This window comes from Methanobrevibacter arboriphilus JCM 13429 = DSM 1125 (genome assembly GCF_002072215.1).
GTDB lineage: Archaea > Methanobacteriota > Methanobacteria > Methanobacteriales > Methanobacteriaceae > Methanobinarius > Methanobinarius arboriphilicus.
This window is the reverse complement of the sequence record NZ_JXMW01000008.1, coordinates 24,682-47,872: the sequence shown is the minus strand read 5'-3', so window position 1 is coordinate 47,872 and position 23,191 is coordinate 24,682. Positions and strand designations below refer to the sequence as shown.

General features: G+C 26.8%; 15 protein-coding genes and 3 tRNA genes. 14 read left to right on the top strand and 4 right to left on the bottom strand.

The window, feature by feature from the left end:
• Positions 1-143: 143 nt before the first annotated feature.
• Positions 144-1,595 carry an MATE family efflux transporter gene (locus tag MBBAR_RS05700; RefSeq protein ID WP_080460339.1) on the top strand — a complete coding sequence of 484 codons (1,452 nt, stop codon included), beginning with the start codon at positions 144-146 and terminating at the stop codon, positions 1,593-1,595.
• A gap of 567 nt (positions 1,596-2,162) precedes the next feature.
• The gene (gene thsA, locus MBBAR_RS05695; protein ID WP_080460338.1) at positions 2,163-3,785 is read left to right on the top strand and encodes a thermosome subunit alpha; all 1,623 of its coding nucleotides are present in this window, start codon (positions 2,163-2,165) and stop codon (positions 3,783-3,785) included.
• A gap of 548 nt (positions 3,786-4,333) precedes the next feature.
• On the opposite strand, the gene MBBAR_RS05690 is transcribed toward thsA, so the two are convergent.
• Together MBBAR_RS05690 and MBBAR_RS05685 are read right to left on the bottom strand one after the other, a co-directional pair.
• Positions 4,334-4,407, bottom strand: a tRNA-Gly gene (locus MBBAR_RS05690).
• Positions 4,408-4,409: 2 nt separating this feature from the next.
• Positions 4,410-4,483, bottom strand: a tRNA-Gly gene (locus MBBAR_RS05685).
• A gap of 378 nt (positions 4,484-4,861) precedes the next feature.
• On the opposite strand from MBBAR_RS05685, the gene MBBAR_RS05680 reads away from it, so the two are divergent.
• The 3 genes from MBBAR_RS05680 to MBBAR_RS05670 all read left to right on the top strand — a co-directional run bounded on the left by MBBAR_RS05680 (position 4,862) and on the right by MBBAR_RS05670 (position 9,092).
• The gene (locus tag MBBAR_RS05680; protein WP_080460337.1) at positions 4,862-6,235 is read left to right on the top strand and encodes a DASS family sodium-coupled anion symporter; all 1,374 of its coding nucleotides are present in this window, start codon (positions 4,862-4,864) and stop codon (positions 6,233-6,235) included.
• 421 nt (positions 6,236-6,656) lie between these two features.
• Positions 6,657-7,709 carry a hydroxymethylglutaryl-CoA synthase gene (locus MBBAR_RS05675; protein ID WP_080460336.1) on the top strand — a complete coding sequence of 351 codons (1,053 nt, stop codon included), beginning with the start codon at positions 6,657-6,659 and terminating at the stop codon, positions 7,707-7,709.
• Positions 7,710-7,940: 231 nt separating this feature from the next.
• Positions 7,941-9,092 carry a thiolase domain-containing protein gene (locus tag MBBAR_RS05670; protein WP_080460335.1) on the top strand — a complete coding sequence of 384 codons (1,152 nt, stop codon included), beginning with the start codon at positions 7,941-7,943 and terminating at the stop codon, positions 9,090-9,092.
• 651 nt (positions 9,093-9,743) lie between these two features.
• Here the strand turns inward: MBBAR_RS05670 and cobQ are convergent.
• Positions 9,744-11,522: a cobyric acid synthase CobQ gene (gene cobQ / locus MBBAR_RS05665; RefSeq protein ID WP_080460334.1), complete on the bottom strand. Its 1,779-nt coding sequence runs from the start codon at positions 11,520-11,522 to the stop codon at positions 9,744-9,746.
• Between the two features lie 1,367 nt (positions 11,523-12,889).
• Between cobQ and lonB the strand changes: the two genes are divergently transcribed.
• Positions 12,890-14,782, top strand: a complete 1,893-nt coding sequence (gene lonB, locus MBBAR_RS05660) for an ATP-dependent protease LonB (RefSeq protein WP_249025037.1) — start codon at positions 12,890-12,892, stop codon at positions 14,780-14,782.
• Positions 14,783-14,884: 102 nt separating this feature from the next.
• On the opposite strand, the gene MBBAR_RS05655 is transcribed toward lonB, so the two are convergent.
• Positions 14,885-15,814 carry a ribose-phosphate diphosphokinase gene (locus tag MBBAR_RS05655; protein ID WP_080460333.1) on the bottom strand — a complete coding sequence of 310 codons (930 nt, stop codon included), beginning with the start codon at positions 15,812-15,814 and terminating at the stop codon, positions 14,885-14,887.
• A 568-nt stretch (positions 15,815-16,382) separates the two neighbouring features.
• Between MBBAR_RS05655 and hypA the strand changes: the two genes are divergently transcribed.
• The 8 genes from hypA (at position 16,383) to MBBAR_RS05615 (ending at position 23,105) form a co-directional block, all read left to right on the top strand.
• On the top strand, positions 16,383-16,757 hold the full coding sequence (gene hypA, locus MBBAR_RS05650) for a hydrogenase maturation nickel metallochaperone HypA (RefSeq protein ID WP_080460332.1): 375 nt from the start codon (positions 16,383-16,385) through the stop codon (positions 16,755-16,757).
• 138 nt (positions 16,758-16,895) lie between these two features.
• Positions 16,896-17,552, top strand: a complete 657-nt coding sequence (gene hypB / locus MBBAR_RS05645) for a hydrogenase nickel incorporation protein HypB (protein WP_080460331.1) — start codon at positions 16,896-16,898, stop codon at positions 17,550-17,552.
• Positions 17,553-17,633: 81 nt separating this feature from the next.
• Positions 17,634-18,671 (top strand): DUF354 domain-containing protein, encoded by a 1,038-nt coding sequence (locus MBBAR_RS05640; RefSeq protein WP_080460330.1) that lies wholly within the window; start codon positions 17,634-17,636, stop codon positions 18,669-18,671.
• 353 nt (positions 18,672-19,024) lie between these two features.
• A tRNA-Ala gene (locus MBBAR_RS05635) sits at positions 19,025-19,097 on the top strand.
• Between the two features lie 308 nt (positions 19,098-19,405).
• Positions 19,406-20,485, top strand: coding sequence for a hypothetical protein (locus MBBAR_RS05630; RefSeq protein ID WP_080460329.1), 1,080 nt, complete (start codon positions 19,406-19,408; stop codon positions 20,483-20,485).
• Positions 20,486-20,958: 473 nt separating this feature from the next.
• Positions 20,959-21,414 (top strand): DUF1890 domain-containing protein, encoded by a 456-nt coding sequence (locus MBBAR_RS05625; protein ID WP_080460328.1) that lies wholly within the window; start codon positions 20,959-20,961, stop codon positions 21,412-21,414.
• A gap of 83 nt (positions 21,415-21,497) precedes the next feature.
• Positions 21,498-21,806, top strand: a complete 309-nt coding sequence (locus MBBAR_RS05620; RefSeq protein ID WP_042703629.1) for a DUF1894 domain-containing protein — start codon at positions 21,498-21,500, stop codon at positions 21,804-21,806.
• A 333-nt stretch (positions 21,807-22,139) separates the two neighbouring features.
• Positions 22,140-23,105 carry a methionine synthase gene (locus MBBAR_RS05615; RefSeq protein WP_080460327.1) on the top strand — a complete coding sequence of 322 codons (966 nt, stop codon included), beginning with the start codon at positions 22,140-22,142 and terminating at the stop codon, positions 23,103-23,105.
• Positions 23,106-23,191 lie beyond the last annotated feature (86 nt).

Sequence of the window (23,191 nt, the reverse complement as noted above, 5' to 3'; positions counted from 1 at the left end):
AGTATTACTATTTATTAGAAATTAATATAAATTATATAAACTAAAATATAAAATGATAGTAATAATTTGAATAAAATAACTTTGAATTTTCTTATTATAAAGATTAAAATATTTTATTTGGAGCGATCTTTTGGAGCGATCTTATGAATAATGAGGATGGTAATGATAACGATATTATTGATGATAAGAAAATTAATAATGATATAAGGGATGATTTTGAAACAGAAGGAGTATCTACTATACTTGGGGATCCAAAGAAAGCTATATTGAAATTATCTGGACCTATGATTATAGCTATGTTAATAACTTCTTTTTACAGTCTTATTGATGGCATTTGGGTAGCTGGAATTGGTCATAATGCTCTTGCAGCTATTGGATTCATATATCCTATTTTTTTGATGGTTATGGGATTTTCACAAGGTCTTGGGGTAGGAGCTACCTCTGTAATTTCTAGATTCATTGCTGAAGGAGATAAAACTAAAGCTGACAATGCTGCTCTTCATATTATTCTTCTTACAGTAATTCTGACTATTCTTTCTATGGTTTCTATGGGATTGTTTTTACATCCAATTTTAGAAATGCTTGGAGCTGGAGTCACAACAGAGGCAATGAATTTAGCACTTAGCTATGGTAATGTTTTATTTGCTGGTTCAATATTCATTGTATTTACTGCAACTGCTTATGGAATACTCTTGGGTGAAGGAAATGTTAAAAAAACTACCTATGCTATGTCTTTTGGAGCTATTTTAAATATAATTCTTGATCCTATTTTTATATATGTCTTTAATTGGGGAATGGCTGGTGTAGGATTTGCTACTGTGGTATCTTTAGGTATTGTAAGTGTTATAATTCTTTATTGGTTTAGAGGTGATACTTACATAAATTTTTCCTTAAAGTATTTTGATTTTAATAAAGATCTTTTAAAGAAGATTTTAGCTGTAGGTATGCCTGCAGGGGCAGAATCTATTATAGTTGCTTTTTTAGAAGGATTTTTAATCATGATATTAGTTACAGTTTCTGGAACTGATGCTGTAGCTGTTTATTCATTAGGTTGGATAGTTATAATGATAGCTATTGTCCCAGTTCTATCTGTTACAGATTCTGTTGTTCCTGTAGTCGGTGCTTCATTTGGTGCAGGAAGGTATGAAGATTTGGAAATAATTCAAAATTATTCAATAAAAATTGGAACTTTAATAGCTATTATGTCTGCTTTAATCACTTTTATATTGGCACCTTATATTGCAGGATTATTTACTTATTCTCCTGAAACAGTGGGGTTACATAGTCTTATTACAGACTTTTTAAGAATAATGACATTATTCTGTATATTTATTCCAGCAGGATATGTATCTTTATCAATATTTCAAGGTTTAGGAAAAGGTTTGTATTCTTTTATATTGAACTTAGTAAGTCAACTTATTTTCATTGTAATATTTGCTTATATTTTAGCTATTCCTATTGGCATGGGTCAATATGGTGTTTGGTGGGGAATTATCTTTGGAAACATAATTGGGAGTACAATCGGTTTCATATGGTCAAAATTATATATAAAAAACATTATAGCTTCTAAAAATAGGGAAAATAAAGTTTTTTGATTATTAAAAATTATTCTATTGATTTTAGCTACCTAAATATAAAAACCTAAATATAAAATATTAAATATAAAATACTAAATATAACATAATATAATTTAATATGATTTAATATGATTTAATATGATTTAATTAATAATTTTGATAAATCTCTGATTTTTATTCGTATCAATAATTATTATTATTACTAATTTTTAAATTATTATATTTTAAATTATTATATCAAAAAGTTTAGAAAATTATTGGGCTTCCGAAAGTTTTATATATAACCTCAAACCCACTTTATATTGTAAATTTATTAAAGTTAATAGAAGTTAATAAATTTTAAATAATTTTAATATGCAAATTTATTTTAAATATGTATTTTTTTTGCAATATAACTTTATTAATGCTTGTTAGAAGTTGATAGGTAGCTTATATCTATCTATATATTGTATTAATTTCTCTTAGCTTGTTATAAATCTTGTAAATTTATACATATTTAATTATAATTATTATATCTAAATTTAATATTTTATTTGCATATTAAATTATAAAAGTTTATAATAAATAAATTATGAGGTGATTTTTATGGCACAAGGCCAAGGACAACCAATTTTAGTTTTACCTGAAGGTACTAATAGAATTTTAGGCAGAGATGCTCAAAGAAATAACATTTTAGCTGGTAAAGTATTAGCTGAAACTGTAAGGACTACACTCGGTCCAAAAGGTATGGATAAGATGCTTGTAGATGGATTAGGGGATATTGTAGTTACTAATGATGGTGTAACCATCTTAAAAGAAATGGATATTGAACATCCTGCTGCTAAAATGCTTGTTGAAGTTGCTAAAACTCAAGAAGATGAAGTAGGAGATGGAACTACTACTGCAGTAATTATTGCAGGAGAACTCCTTAAAAAATCTGAATCTTTGTTAGACATGGATATTCACCCAACTATCATTGCTATGGGTTACAGACAAGCAGCTGAAAAAGCTCAAGAAATTTTAGAAGATATATGTATCGATGATATTGAAAAAGATACTTTAGTAAAAGTTGCAATGACTGCAATGACTGGTAAAGGAACTGAAAAAGCTCGTGAACCTTTAGCTCAGCTCGTTGTTGATGCAGTTGAACAAGTAGCTGAAGATGGTGAAGTTGAATCTGATCATATTAAAATTGAGAAGAAAGAAGGAGGTACTGTTGATGAATCTGCTTTAGTTCAAGGTGTAATTATTGATAAAGAAAGAGTTCATCCAGGCATGCCTAAAAATTTAACCGATGCTAAAATTGCTTTAATTAATTCTCCAATTGAAGTAAAAGAAACTGAAATGGATGCTGAAATTAGTATTACTGATCCTACTCAAATGCAAGCTTTCATTGAACAAGAAGAAACTATGGTTAAAGATATGGTAGCTAAAATTGCATCTTCTGGTGCAGATGTTTTATTTGCTCAAAAAGGTATCGATGATTTAGCACAACATTACTTAGCTAAAGAAGGAATTATGGCTGTAAGAAGAGTCAAAAAGTCCGATATTGAAAAATTAGCTAAAGCTACTGGAGCTACTGTTGTATCTAACATAGATGATTTAGCTGCAGAAGATTTAGGTTCTGCTGGAGAAGTAACTGAAAAGAAAATATCTGGAGAAGATATGATCTTTGTAGAAAAATGTAAAGAAGCTAAAGCTGTAACTTTACTTGTAAGAGGAAGTACAAAACACATAGTTGATGAAATCCAAAGAGCTATAGATGATGCTATTGGTGTAGTAGCTGCTACTGTTGAAGATGGAAAAGTTGTAGCTGGTGGTGGAGCTCCAGAAATTGAAATGGCTAAAAAATTAAAAGATTATGCTGATTCTATTAGTGGAAGAGAACAATTAGCTGTAACTGCATTTGCAGAATCTTTAGAAGTTGTTCCTAAAACTTTAGCTGAAAATGCAGGTCTTGACAGTATTGATTCTTTAGTAGATCTCAGAGCTTCTCATGAAGACTCTCCTTATATGGGTCTCGATGTCTTTGATGGAAAAGTCACTGATATGAAGGAAGCTGGAGTAATCGAACCTAAACGTGTTAAAAAACAAGCTATTCAATCTGCTTCTGAAGCAGCTGAAATGATTTTAAGAATAGATGATGTAATTGCATCTGTTGGTGGCGGTGCACCTGATATGGGTGGTATGGATCCTGCAGCAATGGGTGGAATGCCTCCTATGATGTAATAATTTTACATCTTTTTTCTTTTATTTATTTTTTTTTATTTTACTACTTTCTATAATATTTGTATCTTTTGTAATATTTTCGTATTTTTTGTATTTTTTGTATTTTGTTTTTATTCTCTTTGTATTTTTAGGTATTTTTAAATTTTACATTAAAGATTATTTCATATTTTATTAATTTTTCATGTTTTGAATTTCTTATTTTTTAAATTATTTTCATTTATTTCAAATATTCTTAAAAATTAATAAGTAATAATCAATGATTAATAAGTAATATTTAGTAAACTAATAAGTAATATTTAGTAAATTAATAAGTAATAATTTGAAAATATTGATTTTTAAAAAAATAAGTCAATAAAAATTAGTATAATTATAAATTAAGATGTCTATTTTGTATTAAGATATCTGTTTTGTTTATTGTGTTATAAATTAAACTATAAGTTAAAATGAGAAAAATTAGGCATTGAAAATAGATATTATGAAAAGTAAATATTATAAAATTCTTAAAACTATTTTAATAGATATTTTAAAATTAGATTTTTTTTAGATAATGCGGCTGCCGGGATTTGAACCCGGGCTGTAGGCTTGGAAGGCCCAAGTACTAACCAGACTATACTACAGCCGCGATGCGGCGTCCGGGATTTGAACCCGGGTCACTGACGTGGCAGGCCAGAGTCTTAACCAGGCTGGACTAACACCGCAATTGTATAAAATATTCTATAATTCAGAACACAACTATACATTATTTCTTATCATATATAAAATTTTGCATTTTTTAATTTGATTAATAATACAATTCTATATTATGCCTTATTAATTATATAAAAACTATATATTATTATAGCTACTTTTTGTTAGTTTAATCCTAATTTGATTAAGTTTATATATCTTAAATGTAATAATCTTTAAAGGCAATAAAGATTTTTAATTTATATAAATTTTCATATGGATATTTTATATAATTTGATAATAGTTGTTGTAGATATTAATTATTTGTTTAAATGTTATATAAAAATGATTATTGGTATTTTAATCATTAAAATTGATTATAATATCTATTAATACTCAGAGGAAATTTCATGGACTTTAAAAAAATAGGCTTGCCATTAGCTATAATTGTGGCTATAATTATAATGGTTATACCTCTAGATGGTCTTAGTTACTCAGGTCATATGGCATTAGCACTTCTTGCTTTTGCTGTTATAATGTGGGTAACTGAAGCTCTTCATTTAGCAGTTACTTCTATTATTATATTATTTATGCAACCTATACTTGGTATTGCATCTTTTGAAAATGTAGCTATCGGATTTGCAAATCCTATTCTATTTTTAATGATAGGTGGATTTATTATAGCTGAAGGTATTAGAAAAAGTGGTTTAGTTGGAAGATTGACTTATGTCATGTTGGATAAAGTGGGAACGACATCGAGTAAGGGTTTATTTGTTAGTGTATTTTCAACTGGAATACTGTCAGCTTGGATTGAAAATGTAGTTGCATTTGCGTTAGTTCTTCCTATAATTAAAGAAATTATAGATTTAATGGGTTGTAAAGATGTTTGTAATGCAAAAAGTAATTTTGCAAAGGCTATGGTTTTAGGTGCTTCTTTTGCTTCTCTTGCTGGAGGTTTAGCTACTGAAATAGGTACTGCTCCAAACTTAATGGCTGCTGCATATACTCATATTCCATTTGCTAATTGGATGGTATTTGGTGTTCCTATTGCTATCATAATGTTATTTGTAATATGGAAATGGTTAGGTTTTGTTTTCCCATCAGAAGTTAAAGAGGTTATTGGTGGAAAAAATACTTTAACTGATAAATTAGATGCACTTGGATCTATGACTAAAAATGAAAAAATTGCTTTATCTATATTGTTATTTACAATTGTTTTATGGATTACAGCTGGTTTCACTGGCTTAAACAGTTATTCTATAGCTTTAATAGGAGCTTCACTTTTCTTTATATTTAGAATTATTGATTGGAGAGATGCTCAGAAAAATGTTGATTGGGGACTTATCATGTTTTTCGGAGGAGCATTATCATTAGGTGCTGCACTTTTAAATACTGGTGCTGCTGCATGGTTAGTTAATGATATATTCCATATTCTTGGTTCTAATCCATCTACAATGGTTTTAGTTTTAGTTTTAATGGTAATTGGTATTTTAATTACACAAGTAATGTCTAATGTGGCTTTAGCTGCTATTTTAGTACCATTATCTGTTACTTTAGCTCAATCTCAATCTTTACCAATTGGAACATTTGCAGTTCCTGTAGCTATTGCTTGTTCATTATCTTATATGCTTCCAACAGCTGATCCTACAGTTGCTATGGCATATGGTACTGGATTTGTAAAGATAAAAGAGATATTTAAGGCAGGAGCTCCGTTGGTATTTATTGGTATGATAGTTTCTATTATAATTTTATTTACTATTGGAGAACCATTTTTAGCAACTTAAATATTTTTAATTTTTTATTTTTAATTTTTAATTTTTTAGTTTTTTAGTTTTTTAGTTTTTATTTTTTAGTTTTTTATATATTTTTTATTAAGTTTTTATTTTTATTTCTTAATTTTTTATATATTTCATTTCTTAATTTTTTCATTGTTTATTTTTTCATTTTTTAGATATTTTGCTATTATTGGTGGTTATAGCACAATTATTGGTTATTGTACACTTTTTTAATTTTAAAATTAATTATTATTTTGTTATATTGGACCTCTTTATTTTACTGTAATATATAGGAAACATTAATATACTATAAAAACAAAATGCTAAATACTATATAATGATTAATAAATTCAATTAATCTAAAATTAATTTTATTCTTTTTAAAATTTTTAATCAATTAAAACAATATTAATAATTATGGTGTGATTTTATGGCGGGAATTATTGGATATGGTGCTTTTGTGCCATCATATAGGATCAAAGTTGAAGAAATAGCTAAAGTATGGGGAGATAATCCAAAAGCAATATCAAATGGGCTTGTTGTGAATGAAAAATCAGTTCCTGCTCCTGATGAAGATACAGCTACAATATCTGTTGAAGCTGCTAGAAGTGCATTGGCTAGAGCTAAAATTAATCCTCAAGATATTGGGGCAGTTTATGTGGGTTCTGAATCTCATCCTTATGCAGTTAAACCAACAGCTACAATTGTTGCTGAGGCAATTATGGCTACACCAAGTATGACTGCTGCTGATCTTGAATTTGCATGTAAAGCAGGTACTGCAGGTATGCAAGCTGCTATAGGTCTAGTTGACTCTGAAATGATAGATTATGGATTAGCAATAGGTGCAGATACTTCTCAAGGAGCTCCTGGTGATGCTCTTGAATACACTGCATCTGCTGGTGGAGCAGCTTTTATAATTGGAAAAGAAGGTAGTGAAAATGGATCAGTAGCTGATTTTGGTGATACATATAGCTTCACTACTGATACTCCTGATTTTTATAGACGTGAAGGTCAACCTTATCCATCTCATGGTGGAAGGTTTACAGGTGAACCTGCATACTTCAAACATGTAGTAGGTGCAGCTAAAGGAATTTTTGAAAAAACTGGCACTGGTCCAGAAGATTATGATTATGCAGTTTTTCATCAACCAAATGGTAAATTTTACTTAAAGGTTGGTAAAAAATTAGGATTCAATAATGAACAGATAAAAGATGGTCTTTTAACTCCTGTTATTGGTAATACTTATTCTGGAGCTACTCCCCTTGGCTTAGCTTCTATTCTTGATAAAGCTAAATCTGGGGATAATATATTGGCTATTTCATATGGTTCTGGCTCTGGTAGTGATGCTTTTACATTATCTGTAACCGATTTGATTGATGAAAAAAGGGAATTAGCTCCTAAACTTAGTAATATGATTGAAAATAAATCTTATGTTGATTATGCTGTTTATGCTAAGTATAAGGGTAAATTAAGAATGTCCTAATATTTTATTTGGAATGATGTTTGAAATATAAGTTTAATATAATAATTTGGAGATAATTTAATATAATAATTATATTTATAATAATTATGTTAATATTATAATAATATTAATAAAAAATTTATAATAATATTAATTAAAATATTAATAACAATACAATATTGTAATAATATTTATAATACTATTTATAGTAATAGTTATAATAATAGTATATAATTTGGAGATATAGATAATATGAGAGATGTTGCGATTATAGGAGTTTCACAAACAAAATTTGGAGAATTGTGGGATTCATCATTTAGACAATTAATAGCTGAAGCAGGTCTTAATGCTATTGAAGATTCTGGAGTAGGGGGTAATGATTTAGATGCTATGTTTGTTGGAAATATGACTGCTGGTCTTTTTATCCAACAAGAACACATTGCTGCACTTATAGCTGATCATACTGGATTAAATCCAATCTCTTCAACTCGTGTTGAAGCTGCTTGTGCTTCTGGCGGACTTGCTCTTAGACAAGGGGTGATGGCTGTTGCTTCTGGATATCATGATATAGTTATTTCTGCTGGTGTGGAAAAGATGACTGATGTTGTTGATGCAACACCAGCTATAGCTACTGCATCTGATCAAGAATGGGAAGCTCAACAAGGTGTAACTTTCCCTTCACTTTATGCAATGATAGCTAGACGTCATATGTATGAATATGGAACTACTCGTGAACAATTAGCTGAAGTTTCTGTAATTAATCATAAGAATGCTTCTAAAAATCCAAGAGCTCAATATCCATTTGAGATTAGTGTGGATAAAGTTTTAAATTCTACTGTAGTTGCAGATCCTTTAACTCTTCTTGATTGTTCTCCTGTTACTGATGGTGCAGCTGCAATAGTTTTATGTCCTGCTGAAATGGCAAAACAATATACTGATACTCCTATTTATGTAAAAGCTTCTACTCAGGCTTCTGATACAATAACTTTACATGATAGGAAAGATATTACTACCATTGGATCTACTAAAGTTGCAGCTAAAAAAGCTTATGAGATGGCTGGTGTCACAACGAAAGATATTGATGCTGTGGAAGTTCATGATTGTTTTTCAATAAATGGTATTTTAGCTATTGAGGACTTAGGATTTGTTGAGAAAGGAAAAGGCGGAAAAGCAGTAGAAGAAGGTATAACTCATATTGATGGTGAAATACCAGTAAATCCATCTGGAGGACTTAAAGCCAGAGGCCATCCATTAGGTGCTACAGGTATTGCTCAAGCTGCTGAAATTGTATGGCAATTAAGAGGGGAAGCTGATAAACGTCAAATTGATGGTGCAGAAATTGGTATGACTCATAATATTGGAGGTACTGGTGGTACTGCAGCTGTTCATATCCTTTCTAGATAATTTTGTGTTATTTAATTATAACACTTTTTTAAATATAATTATATTTTAAAAGAAGTTTTTATTTTTTTATTTTTATTATTTATATTTTAGTTTTTATTATTTTTTATATTATTTTTGTATTTATTTTATTAAAAATAATATAATTTATAGAATTATAATTTAAATCATGTTTTAGGATGTTATTTTAGGAAATACTTTTATAAAGATATACTTTTATAAATATTCTTAGAATAATAATTAAAAATAATATTAAAATTAATATTAAGAAGATAATAAAAAGAAGATTTTAGAAGAAGAGATTAAATTCTCTTGGGGGGAGAATTATGAAATCTTCTTCTTAGTGTTTAGATTTTTAATGAAATCATTAACACAATTCTTATTTATGTTTATGTTTTCATATATACTTTATTTTTATTTAATTGTAGTAAAATAGTTTGCATTGGATAAAAAAGTTTTATTAAATGAATATAATACAATTAATAATTAGATTATTTTATCAATGTTTAAAATTAATTCTTTTAATTAATGTTTTTAATCTTATTTTTATTTGTTAATTTTATTTACTGGTTTTATTTTTCCATGCTTTAATTCTTTGATATTAATTTATTTATTATTTTATTTATTAATTTATCTATTAATTTATCTATTAATTTATTCCTGATTATTTAATAGATTATCAATGAATTCCATATCTAAGTTTTCTTCAACTATTTTAGCTAATCTGTCAATAGAATAATCTTTTTTTGTTTCATAAGGGTCTTCTTCAAACTTTGTTTCAAGCCCTTTATTTTTTCTTATATAATTTAAAAATTCTCTTCTAAAGTTATAATTATGAAATATCCCATGGAAATAGCTACCAAATACATTTCCATTTATTGCTCCATCAAAGAGCATTTTCTCATCTTTTTGTTTTATGTTTCCTATACCTTTCTTTATTTTTAATAATGGTAATTCGGTTCTAAAATTATTAGTGTCTTTATTATTTTTATTAATGTTATTATTTTTATAATTATTATTATCATCAGTATTATTATAATTATCAGCGTTATTATCATTAACAGTATTGTTATAATTATCAGCGTTATTATTATTAGTAGTATTAGTAGTGTTATTGTTATTATTGTTATAATGGGAGGGGTCTAATGTTGTAATTCCTTCATGAATTTCATAACCTTTAATTATTTCACCTTTTATAGATGAGAATATGTTTTTAAAGTCTCCATATTCATCTTTAATTGTTCCTTCATTTAATATAACTCCCTCACTTTGTTCGACAATTTTTTCTTCTGAAAGATTGTTCTTAAAAAATGTTTCTATATTTAAAAGACCAAGACCATCAACTGACCCTTCCTCAGATTCTCTTCTATTTTCATCATATATTTTTTTTCCAAGAATTTGATATCCTCCGCATATTCCTACTATTGGAACATTAGGATGTTTCTTGTTAATCTCTCTTATTTGATTAGCCATTCCACTTTTTTCTATAGCTATCATATCTTCGGTTGTGTTTCTTGTTCCAGGTATTAAAATTGCATCAATATCAATAATTTCACCATTAGGATTTATTATATTATCATTTATATCAATAAGCTTTAAACCAACATCATCTTCAAATTCAAAAGGATCAATATCTGTAAAATTAGCTATTTTAGGCAGACGAATAACTCCAATAACAACATCCTTATTTGAATTAAATTTATGCTCAAATAATGATGCAGAATCTTCTTCTGGTAAATGAAGGTCATGATCATAAGGTAAAACTCCTAAAACTGGGGCATCAATAATTTTCTCTATTTTTTCAATTCCAGGCATTAATATATCTAAATTTCCACTAAATTTGTTTATTATAACTGCTTTCAGTCTTGATCTATCATAATCATCTAAAAGTGAGAAAGTTCCAGCTATTGATGCAAAAACTCCTCCTTTATCAATATCTGCAACAAGTAGTACATCAGCATTAGCTATATGGGCTATTTCCATGTTAGCTAAATCTTCTTTTCTCATATTTATTTCTGCTGGTGATCCTGCTCCTTCAATAAAAATGATGTCATATTCCTTTTTAAGTTTTTCAAGTGACTCATTTATTGCTGTTAGAGCTTTTTCTCGGAATTTGTGCTGATAATCATAAAAATTCATATCAGCTACAGCTTTTCCTTGGATAATTACTTGGGATTTGAAATTTCCTTTTGGTTTAAGAAGGATAGGATTCATATGTATGCTTGGTTCAACATCTGCAGCTTCTGCTTGTAAAACTTGGGCGATAGCTATCTCTCCATTTTCTTTTGTAGTGTAAGAGTTAAGTGACATATTCTGTGATTTAAATGGTGCTACTTTATAACCTCTTCTGGAATATATTCTGCAAAGAGCAGCTACCATAACACTTTTTCCTGCATTTGATGAAGTTCCTTGAACCATAATACATTTAGCCATTTTTTTACCTTTTTAGATAATTTTATTTTTTAGAAGTTTTTTGATTAATATATAAATATGGACTTATAAAATTGTTAGTTGAATATATAATTCTTGTAAACTTGATAAGATATTTGTTTTATTAAATTATATCTTAATAAAATCATATATTAAAATTTAATTTAAGTAAAGTTTAATTGATTTATTTATTTTTATTTTTTTCATATTTAAATTAATTACATAATATAATAATTAATAATCTGTAATAGTTAATATTTTCCATAATTAAATTATTATAATATAAAATTTAATATTAAGTTTCATATTTTTTTAATTAAGTTTATATTATTTTATTTACTTTAATATTACTAGAAATGATTTGATATTATTTTAATTATACTGGTATTATATTAATCACTCTTTTTTATATTTTTATTACATAATTTTATAATTTTTACAAATTTTTATTATTATTAGAAAATTAAAGATTTCTTAATTTTATAAAAATAAAAAATTTTTATAATTATATAAAACTTATAAAGTACTTTATATTGAAAACATTTATTAATGATAGAGTACAACATATTCATACAAAAAGTTAGTTTAATATTTATCTATTTTTTTATTATTTTTATTTGAAAATCTATGTCAAAATAGATGAAAATGTTTTTTGAAACTAACATATTCTATATATAAAAAGATAAATAATATTCTATCCTAAATATTAAATTTTATTAAAAAAATTTCTAATATTAAAAAATTTCTAATAACATAATTTGAATCAATGATAATTATTATTAAAATTATTGTTGAACAAAAATAATAATCAATAAAATAATAAAAAGATTTAAATGTTTATTAGATAAATAAGACTATTGAATATTAATTAAATTTAATTGATTATAAAAAATAAATTTTAGTTAATTGTAAAATGGTTAAAAATCCAATTCAAGCTTAATTGAGGTTACTATATGAAAATTAATAAAGAATCCTCTAAATTTTTGGATGATTCACAAAAAAAATTTGAAAGTAGTATGAATTATAATAATATTAAAAGTACTTATAGTATTAAAAAAACTAATATTAAAAGTACGGAAAATATTTGTTTTAATGATATTAATGGTAGTGTGAACTCTATCAAAGATATAAATCCAAATAAAACTTCAATTAAGAAAGAGGCGATTAAAATTACATTTGATACTAATAAAAATCATACTAATAAAAATCACAATCTTGCAGAAAATATGGAGAATGATGATATTTCTGAAGATGAACAAAAAAATGAGAATATAGGAAAAGAAGAAATTGAATCAGAGGATAATGATTTAGAAAATAATAAAGATGAATTACCTCAAAGTAATGAAGATTCTAATCATGAAAAACAAAACATGTTAGATTACGAAGATATTGGGAGTACTAAGGATATTGATGTTCCTCCTCTTTTAATAGATCAAGTTATTGGGCATGAAGAGTCTGTTGAAACCATTAAAAAAGCAGCTAAACAAAGAAGAAATGTTCTTCTTATTGGTGACCCTGGTGTTGGAAAATCTATGATAGCTAAGGGTATGGCAGAACTTTTACCTCCAGAAGTACTTCAAGATGTTTTAGTCTATCCAAATGCTGAAGATTCTAATAATCCTTTGATTCGTACAGTTCCTTCTGGTGATGGTAAAAGAATTGTAATGGCAAATAAAAGTACTACAAAAGGTTATGAAGAGAAGAAACTTATTGTCACAATGATCTTAATTGCTGGTGTTCTAGCTCTTGGTTTTATATATAGGACTCAGCTGTTATTTGCAATTTTAGCTGCTCTTTTCATATTCTTTATATCCATGCAAATAAAACCTAAAAACATCACAATGGCTCCAAAGCTATTAGTTAATAATTCTGAAAAAAGATTTGCACCATTTGAAGATGCTACTGGTGCTCATGCAGGTGCACTTTTAGGAGATGTTCGTCATGACCCTTATCAATCTGGTGGTCTTGGTACTCCTGCACATGAGCGTGTTGAACCTGGTATGATTCATAAAGCTAATCGTGGAGTTTTATACATTGATGAAATTGGTACAATGACCATGAAAACTCAACAAGAACTCCTTTCAGCTATGCAAGAGAAAAAATACTCTATAACTGGTCAAAGTGAAAACAGTAGTGGGGCTATGGTTCGTTCTCAAGCAGTTCCATGTGATTTTGTTCTTGTTGCATCAGGTAACATTCAAGTTTTAGAAGGTATGCATATTGCAATGCGTTCTAGAATTAGGGGTTATGGTTATGAAGTCTTTATGAAGGATAACATGCCAGATACAAAAGAAAATAGGAAGAAACTTATTCAGTTTGTAGCTCAAGAAGTTAAAAACGATGGTAGAATTCCTCATTTTTCACCAGAAGCATTGGATGAAATTATAAGAGAAGCTAAGAGAAGAGCTGGTAAAAAAGAATCTCTTACTTTACGACTTAGAGATCTTGGAGGGCTTGTTCGTGCAGCAGGTGATGTAGCTAAAGAAGAAGGAGCTAATCTTGTTCATGCAGAACATGTTTTAACAGCTAAAAAGTATTCTAGAACATTAGAACAACAAATTGCTGATAGGTCTATTATTCAAAGAAAAGAGTATGCAGTATTCAATCCTGAAGGTGGAAAAATTGGTATTGTTAATGGTTTATCTGTAATTGGAGATAGAAGTGGTTTAATGTTACCAATAGCTGCAGAAGCTGCTCCTGCTCAAAGTAAAAGGGAAGGAAAAATCATTGCTACAGGTAAATTGGGTGAAATAGCTAAAGAATCTGTTCAAAACGTTAGTGCACTAATCAAAAAGCACACTGGTACTGATATTTCTCTGTATGATATTCACATTCAGTTTTTACAAACCTATGATGGAGTTGAAGGTGATAGTGCAAGTGTTTCAATTGCAGCAGCTGTTATTTCAGCTATTGAAGAGATTCCAATTGATCAAACTGTTGCTTTAACTGGATCACTTAGTGTTCGTGGAGATGTATTGCCAATTGGTGGAGCTACTAGTAAAATAGAAGCTGCAGCTGAAGCAGGAATTAAAAAAGTTCTTATTCCAAGATCTAACATGAAAGATGTTATGATTGAGAAGAAGTATGAGGATGCAATTGAGATTATTCCTGTTGATACTTTAAGTGATGTTTTAGAAAACATTCTTATTGGTTGTAGTGAAAAAAATAGTTTGATAAAAAAAATGAAAAAGATTAGTAGTGCGGTAGCTGATAAAGTTCCTAAAAGACCTTTAAATGCATGTGATATACCTAGCAAATCCTAATTAATTTAGGATTTATTTTTTATTTTTATTAGTTTTATTATAATTTTAATTTTATTATTGTCTTTAGTTTTTTATTATTTTTATAACTGTTTTTAATTTTTATTATCTTATTGCATCTGCTATGACTTTAGCTATTGAGATACAGCTAACTTCTGATTTTAATGAATCTGTACCAGCTATAGATTTGGCTCCAGCAGAATATATTTTTAAAACAGCATCATTAACAAGAATGGGATGAACACAACAAACACTAACAGATTCTGCACCTTGTTCTTTTAGAATTCCTATTGCATTAACAATTGTGCCTCCAGTAGCTATAATATCATCAATAATTATTGCTTCTTTTCCTTTAACAGACTTTATATCTACTTTTTTTTCATTTTTGTTTAAATTAACTAAATCTGGATCATCTTCAGAAAAATCACACCTAATATCTGCAATCTTTGTTTCAACTTTATCAGGTCCTAAACGCACTTTATTCATATATGTACAGCTACAATCAATTATTTTAGCTATATCTTCTGCAAAGCCTAATGCTCCTTTATCAGGTGCTATTATTATAGGATCGGTAGATATAGAATCTATATAATTAGCAATCGATCTCATAGCTGAGATATTCTTAGTTGGAATATTAAAAAAGTCTCTTACACTGTCTTCATGAAGATTTACAGAAATTACTTCATCGGCACCAGCATCTTCAATGATATTAGCTATTATCTGTGCTGAAATTGATTCTCCACTTTTAAATCTTTTTTCTTGCCTACCATAACCAAAATAAGGAATAACAACTTTTAATTTTTCAACACCAAGATCTTTTAATGTTTTTATTAAAAATAATAGTTCAATCAGGTTTTCATCCTGAGGATATCCTGTGGATTGAATAATAACTGCTTCTTTATCAATTTCTCCCTTTACTCGAAGATATCTTTCTCCATCAGGAAATTTTTTCGTTTCAATTGGACATAAACAATCTCCAAGTTCTTTTGCAACATTAGCTGCTAATTTTTGGGACGCTGAACCACCGATTATCAATAATATCACCATTTAACTATAAGATTAATATGTATTATTTATTATTTATAGTTTAGTTTTTACTTAATAATAACTTAATAATAAATATAGTAATAAATATTGTAATAAGTATAGTAATAACTACAGTAATAACTACAGTAATAACTATAGTAATAACTATAGATATGATAAATATTTTAGTATTAATATAATATTTTAATTTATAATATAACTTTTTAGTTATTTTAATAACTTTTATTTAAGATTTTAATAAATAGTATTATTAAACCTAAAATTAGAATTAAGTTTATTAATATTTAGCAATATTTATTAATATTAATTAATATTAGATATTTATTAATATTTTAGATATTTTTTTATTTTAGATATTTTTGTATTTTGGATATTTTTGGAAAAATATATTATATATGTTTTATAAATATTTTTTTAATATATCTAATTTAAGTTTTATATATTTAAATTTAAGTTTAATATATAATTTTATGTTGGATATATAATTTTAAGTTTATATATTTAATTTAATAATGTCTAATTTAATATTAAATTTATTTTTTTAAGAGGTGTACTGATGCATGAATTATCAATGGCAGATGGTATTTTAAAGGCAGTTATTTCAAATGCAGAGCAAAATGATGCTACTGAAGTTACTGAAGTTACTATTGAAATTGGAAAGTTAGCTCTCCTAAATCCTGAACAAGTTAAGTTCATGCTTGGTGTTCTTAGTGAAGATACAATAGCAAAGGATGCTAATTTTGTTATGGTTGAAATTCCTATTGAAATTAAATGTAAAGAATGTGGATATATTGGTTTAGCTGATAGTGATGATTTGGATCATTATGCTCCTATGGTAGAGTGTCCTAAATGTGAAAATAAAATTATTGAAGTTACCAATGGTAAAGATTGTATTGTAAAAAATATAGTTATTGAAAAACCTGATGATTAGGTATTATTTTTATTAGAGAATTGAATCTGATTAGGATAATTATTAATAAATAATGGTTATTAAAATAGTATGATTATTAAAAGATTATGATTATTAAAGGTTTATAAAAGTTTATTAGATATTGAGAGATGGTTATTAATGCATAAAGTAGCAGAAATTGAAGTTCAACATAATATAATGAAAGCTAATAAAAAACTAGCTGATAAAAATCAAGAAATTTTTAATGGAAACAATGTTTTTTGTGTAGATTTTGTAGGTGCAATTGGTTCTGGTAAAACTTCACTTATTGAAGATCTTATTGATAATATGGATGGTTCAATTGGAGTTATAGCTGGTGATGTAATAAGTAAATTTGATGCTGGTAGATTTGAGCGTCATAATGTTCCTGTTGTAGGTTTAAATACTGGAAAAGAATGTCATCTTGATGCACACCTTGTTGAACATGTTTTAGATGACATGCCAATGGATAAAATTGATTATCTTTTCATTGAAAATGTGGGAAACCTTATTTGTCCTGTAGACTTTGATCTTGGTTCTCACATGAGAATTGTGGTTATAAGTGTTAGTGAAGGTGATGATACTGTAGAAAAACACCCTTTAATATTCCAGAGTGCAGATCTCGTTATTATTAATAAAGTTGATATAGCTGATGCTGTTGGTGCAGATAGTGAGAAAATGTTTAATGATGTTCATGATATTAATCCTGAAGTTGAAGTTATAAAAACCAGTCTTAAGGAAGGTATTGGTTTAGATAAGGTTATTTTAGCTATTGAAAACTTTAAAAATAATATTTAAGTTTAAAAATATTGTCATGTTTAAAAATAATATTTAATATATTACTAAAATTGAATAAAGTATTATTAAAATTGAATAAAGGTGGTTATTTTGAAAATTTGGATAGATATAACAAATTCTCCTCATGTAAGGTTCTTTAAAGATATAATCAAATATTTTCAAGATGAGGGTGAAGATTTAATAATCACTGGAAGACAATTTGGTGATATCCATAAATTAATGGATATGTATGGATTCGATTTTATTTCTGTTGGAAAACATGGTGTTTCTCTTGAAGAAAAGTTAAAGGAAAGTACAGCTAGAGTTGATAGCTTAGTTGATATTATAGCTCATGAAAAAATTGATGTTGCTTTATCTAAACATTCTATTGAATTACCTCGTATTTCATTTGGTCTTGGAATACCAAGTCTTTATGTTTTAGATAATGAACATGCTGAAGCAGCTAATAAACTTACTCTTCCATTGTGTGATAGGTTGATAGCTCCAAGAATCATTGATATGTGGAAGTTAATTGGTTATGGTGCGAATCCTAATAAGCTTATTAGATATAATGGAACTTCTGAAATAATTCATTTTAAAAGTTTTAAGTATAATGAAAACATTTTAAGTGATTTAAATATTGATTTAATAAATCCTAAAACTATTTTAATGAGGCCTGAACCCTCTCTTGCATCTTATCTTGATGCTGACTGTAGAGAGTCTGTTCTTTCTCCAATTGTAGATGTATTGAAAGAGTATGCAAACATTTTGATTTTACCTCGTTTTAAGGAACAATCAGAAATATTTAAAGATATTGAAAATGTTACAATTTTAAAGCCTCCTGTAGATACTTCAAGTATAATAAAACGTTGTGATCTAGTCATCGGTGCTGGTGGAACAATGAATCGGGAAGCTGCGGTTTTACATACTCCAGTTATCTCATGCTATCCTGGAACTCCATTATCTGTTGATAAATATTATATTGATAAAGGATTAATGTTTAGGTCTAATAATACAGAAGAGGTTATAAATAAAGCACTTAGCTTTCTTGTTAATCCTTCTAAGAAGAAAGAAATTAAACATGATAATTTATTCCAATTGATTGTTGATAATGTATATGAGTTAAGTGGTAAAAAATAATAATATTTTAATGATGTTTACTACTTTTATTTATTTAATTTATTTATTTTATTTATTTTATTTATTTTATTTCATTTATTCCTTTTATTTCTTTTATTTACTTATTTTTATTTACTTATTTTTATTTAATTTTATTTAGTCTTTTCTAATCTTTTTTAGTCTTTTTAATCTTCTTTTAATTCTATGATATTTTTATTTATTTTCTAATATTAATTGTAATTTTTATTTTTATTTTTATTATTTCTAGATAATACTTATAGATAGGTTTTATAGATAAATTTAAATACTTATAAAATAAATCTTTTATAGGTATTATAATATCATTAATACCATTAATTGTTGTTAATATGTAGGGGCTGGTAGCTCAGATGGTAGATCGTCGCCTTGGCATGGCGGAGGCCCCGGGTTCAAATCCCGGTCAGTCCATTTTTTAATTATACTTCTTTTATACATCCATTATCTTTAAAAATTTTCATGAGAGTTTTTAAAAGTATTTAGATGTGTTTTCTAATTTGTAGAAAAACTTTTTATTGAATAAGTATAAATACATTTATACTATAAATAATAAGATTATGAATATTAAATTTTAATATTAAATTTTAATATTAAATTTTAATAATGAATTTTAATATTGGATTTTAATAATGAATTTTAATAATAGATTCTAATAATGAATTTTAATAATAGATTTTAATAATAAATTTTATATAAATATATTTAAAAGGGAGTTTTAAATGCCTTTAATAGCTCAAGATCATTTTCAATTTATATTAGAAATAGGGGCAATAATATTTGCTTTGGTAGCATTTACTATTAATTTAGTTCCAATTTCTCTTAGTATAATTACTTTCCTATCACTTTTCTTATCGGTTGCATTCACTCTTCTCTTTGGAGCAGATTTAGCAATGCTATTTTTATCCTTTGGACAGAATGAGTTTACACATCCTTTTGGACCAATAGCACTTTTAGCTATTATAACTTCTCTAGCTTCATTAAAAGTAATGGAAGATTCTGGTGTTAATGTAAAAAGTTTACAAAAATTTGTATTTATTTTATTGATAGGAGTAACTATATTTGGAGGGTTAATGCATAGATCTTTCTTACTTCTTTGGATTTTAGGCCTATTTGTAGGATATTTCCTAATATCTAAATCTTTTAGACAAAAGTCATTTTTAACTATAAAAAGAGTTTTAATATTTTGTGGTTTAGGTGGAGCAGCTTTTGTTTGTCTTGAATTACTTTCTGCTATAACTCATATGGAAATATTTTCCCCACTTCTTAGGATTACAAGGATTGAAACAAATTCTCTTGCAAGTTTAAAAATGGTTTTACATAATACACAGTTAATTGGCCATACTCCAGGTTCTGCATATTGGGGTGCTGAAGATACTGGATTTGCTTCAGGTTATATAAGTCTTCCAATGTCGTTCATTCTATTGTTTGGTTTACCATTCCCTCTGTTTTATGGTGTGTTGGTAACTAAAAAGGATGCTATAGATTATATGCTTCCTGGAATATTTGGTTATTCATTTGATTTTGGATATCTTGGTTTAATTGCTCTGATTGGCTTCACTCTGTTCACGATAATCATTGGACTCATGGTTCTTCGTGAATACAGGGCTAGGCGTGAAAAAAATAATAAAAAGTATCTTGGAAAAGAAGTTCTTTTAATAGGGTCTCTTACAGCTTTTATAGCTCAAGCTATTGTGGGCATGTTTATATTTAACCGTTCTATTAATGGTACTGCTCTTTTAACGTTTATATTCCTAGCCTCGCTAGTTATTTCCCATGTAATATCTCTTAAACGGAACTAAATATTATTTATATGGTATTAATTTGATATGGTATCAATTCGAGTATTATAATTTGAGTATTTATTAAATATTAAAACAATTTAATATTATAATGATTAAATATATAATATATTTAATTATAAATATGATTAATTTAACACGATTAATTTAGCATGATTAATTTAGCACAATTAATTGTATAATAATAATTATTGCATAATATAATAAATACATAGAACATATTTAATAATAAACTTAATTATTTTATATTGTTATTAATATATATTCTTATTAATAATATTACTATTATTAATATTATACATTCATTATTACTTTATATCACAATTATTACTATTATTATTCTTATTACTATTATTATTACTATTATTAATAATACTATTATTAATATTATTAATATTATTACTATTATTCTTATGAATTATTATTTGAAAAAAATTTGAAAAATATAGAAATAAAAGATAGTGGGTAAAATTATGAAAAAAGCTTTGATTTTATTAGGATGTCCCGAATCTCCTTCTCAAACTCCAATGGCGATTTATGTTGCTCAAAAATTAGCTAAAATGGATTATGATGTTACTGTTGCTAGTACTCCATCTGCAGCTAAACTTTTAGAAGTTTCAGATCCTGAAGAATATTATGTAAAAAATAAGACTGATATTGAATCATGTTTAGATGGTCTAGAAAAAGGGCAATATGATTTATTAGTAGGGTTTGTTCATAAAGATGCAGCTGCTTCTTATTTTATTACCTTTTATCATCTTTTAGAATGCGAATCTATTGCTTTAGTTTTTGAAAAGGATAATGAGTTATTAGAAGAATTTGTTAAAATGGTTGATGAAAATACTGATTCTAAGATAGTTGCTGTTAGAGCTTTTCATAATCCAACTCCTCTTAGAGTTAAATTTGATAAAGTCTTAAAAGATTTATAAATATTCATTTTTTATTATAATTGAATATTTGAACATTATTTTAAAATATTTGGACATTATTTTAATATAGGGGGTGATTATATATGTCATTTTGTTTAGAAACTTACCTTCAACAATCTGATGATTATGAGGTTCTATTATCTCGGGCAGGATTTAAAGAATGTGCAGAAATTATAAAAAAGAAGTCTAACGAAGTTCTTTATATTAATCCTGGTGATAAGGTTCTTGGTGCACGTATTATAGGAATTCCTCCAATTCCTGTTGGCATAAATAAAGATAAGGGGACTATAATAATTTCTTATACTAAGCCTTGTCATGGGACTGCAGCTATTGAACTACCTGTAAATGATGAAGAAATTGAAAATATTAGAAAAATAGCTATTGAAAAATAGTGTTATATTTTAATAATATATGTAATAATATAATTGTTAACTAATAATGTTATTATATGTAGTAATATATGTAAATGCGTAAACGCATCATAAATATTAATTTTGTTATAAATTTTAATATTATCATTAGCATTAATATTATTATAATCAGTAGTAATATTATAAGTATTATATATTATTATAAGCATTATATATTATTATAAACTTTAATTTATAATTCTAACTTTTCTCCAAGTTGAATTTAACTATTGAAGTTTTCTTTTTATTATTTTTATTCTTTATTCATTTTATTCTTTTGATTCTTTTTATTAATTCTTAATTTTTGGTGATTAAATGATAAGTACTGTTGTTGGTAGCTACCCAGTTTTTTTAAAAAAAAATAAATCTATTAAAGGAAAAATACTTTCCAATATAGGGGCTTATGACCCATATAAATTAGCTATACGTTATGCTGTTGATTCACAACTAAAGGCAGGAATTGATCTAATTTCTGATGGTCAAGTTAGGGGTGAGATGGTTGAAATATTTGCTAAATCTATTCCTGGCTTTGAAATTGAAGGAAACACTTATTCCATTAAATCTAAAATATATAAACACAATAAATCTATTGGAGCAAATGATTTAAAATTAGCTATCAGGTATATGAAAGATTTTTTATCTAATTCTGAAGAATTTTCTAAGGAAGAAAAATCTAAAAAAGGTTTAAAAGGTATTATTACTGGACCTTCTACTATTATTCAATCTTCTAAATTAGGACCTATATACAAGGACAAAAGCAAAGCTATAATTGATATGGCTTATGCACTTAAGGAAGAGTCTCTGTCTCTTGAAAAAGCAGGAGCTAAGATAATTCAAATTGATGAACCCTTCTTTTCAACTGGTTTAATAGATATGGAAGTGGCTAAAGAATCTATTAATATTATAACTGAAGATTTAACTATTCCTGCAGCTCTACATTGTTGTGGAGATGTTAAAAGTGTCTTTAAAGATATTATATCATTTAATATAGATGTTATTGATTGTGAATTTGCAGGTCATCCAAATAATTTTAATATTTTAGAGAAAAATGCTAATTATTTAATCGATGAAGGTAAAAAAATTGGTTTAGGTGTTATAGATACTAAAAAACCTATTGCTGAATCTGTAGAAGATATATCTAAAATTATTGAAAAAGGGATTAAGATTGTAGGTAAAGAAAACCTTTTAATAGATCCTGATTGTGGTATGAAACTTTTACCAGATGAAGTGGCATTTAAAAAACTTCAAAATATGGTTAAAGCTATGAATTTACATAATTAGCTTTATTGAGATTTTAAAACAAGAAATAATTAAATAAATAAGTAAAAAATTATAGGTAAAAAATAAATAATAATAGTAAATAATAA

Excerpts from the sequence above, each read along its gene's own strand:
- cobQ (WP_080460334.1), bottom strand. The coding sequence starts at position 11,522 with ATGGCTAAATGTATTATGGTTCAAGGAACTTCATCAAATGCAGGAAAA.
- thsA (WP_080460338.1), top strand. The coding sequence starts at position 2,163 with ATGGCACAAGGCCAAGGACAACCAATTTTAGTTTTACCTGAAGGTACT.
- MBBAR_RS05680 (WP_080460337.1), top strand. The coding sequence starts at position 4,862 with ATGGACTTTAAAAAAATAGGCTTGCCATTAGCTATAATTGTGGCTATA.
- MBBAR_RS05675 (WP_080460336.1), top strand. The coding sequence starts at position 6,657 with ATGGCGGGAATTATTGGATATGGTGCTTTTGTGCCATCATATAGGATC.
- MBBAR_RS05625 (WP_080460328.1), top strand. The coding sequence starts at position 20,959 with ATGAAAAAAGCTTTGATTTTATTAGGATGTCCCGAATCTCCTTCTCAA.
- MBBAR_RS05630 (WP_080460329.1), top strand. The coding sequence starts at position 19,406 with ATGCCTTTAATAGCTCAAGATCATTTTCAATTTATATTAGAAATAGGG.
- MBBAR_RS05620 (WP_042703629.1), top strand. The coding sequence starts at position 21,498 with ATGTCATTTTGTTTAGAAACTTACCTTCAACAATCTGATGATTATGAG.
- MBBAR_RS05700 (WP_080460339.1), top strand. The coding sequence starts at position 144 with ATGAATAATGAGGATGGTAATGATAACGATATTATTGATGATAAGAAA.
- hypB (WP_080460331.1), top strand. The coding sequence starts at position 16,896 with ATGCATAAAGTAGCAGAAATTGAAGTTCAACATAATATAATGAAAGCT.
- lonB (WP_249025037.1), top strand. The coding sequence starts at position 12,890 with ATGTTAGATTACGAAGATATTGGGAGTACTAAGGATATTGATGTTCCT.
- hypA (WP_080460332.1), top strand. The coding sequence starts at position 16,383 with ATGCATGAATTATCAATGGCAGATGGTATTTTAAAGGCAGTTATTTCA.
- MBBAR_RS05670 (WP_080460335.1), top strand. The coding sequence starts at position 7,941 with ATGAGAGATGTTGCGATTATAGGAGTTTCACAAACAAAATTTGGAGAA.
- MBBAR_RS05615 (WP_080460327.1), top strand. The coding sequence starts at position 22,140 with ATGATAAGTACTGTTGTTGGTAGCTACCCAGTTTTTTTAAAAAAAAAT.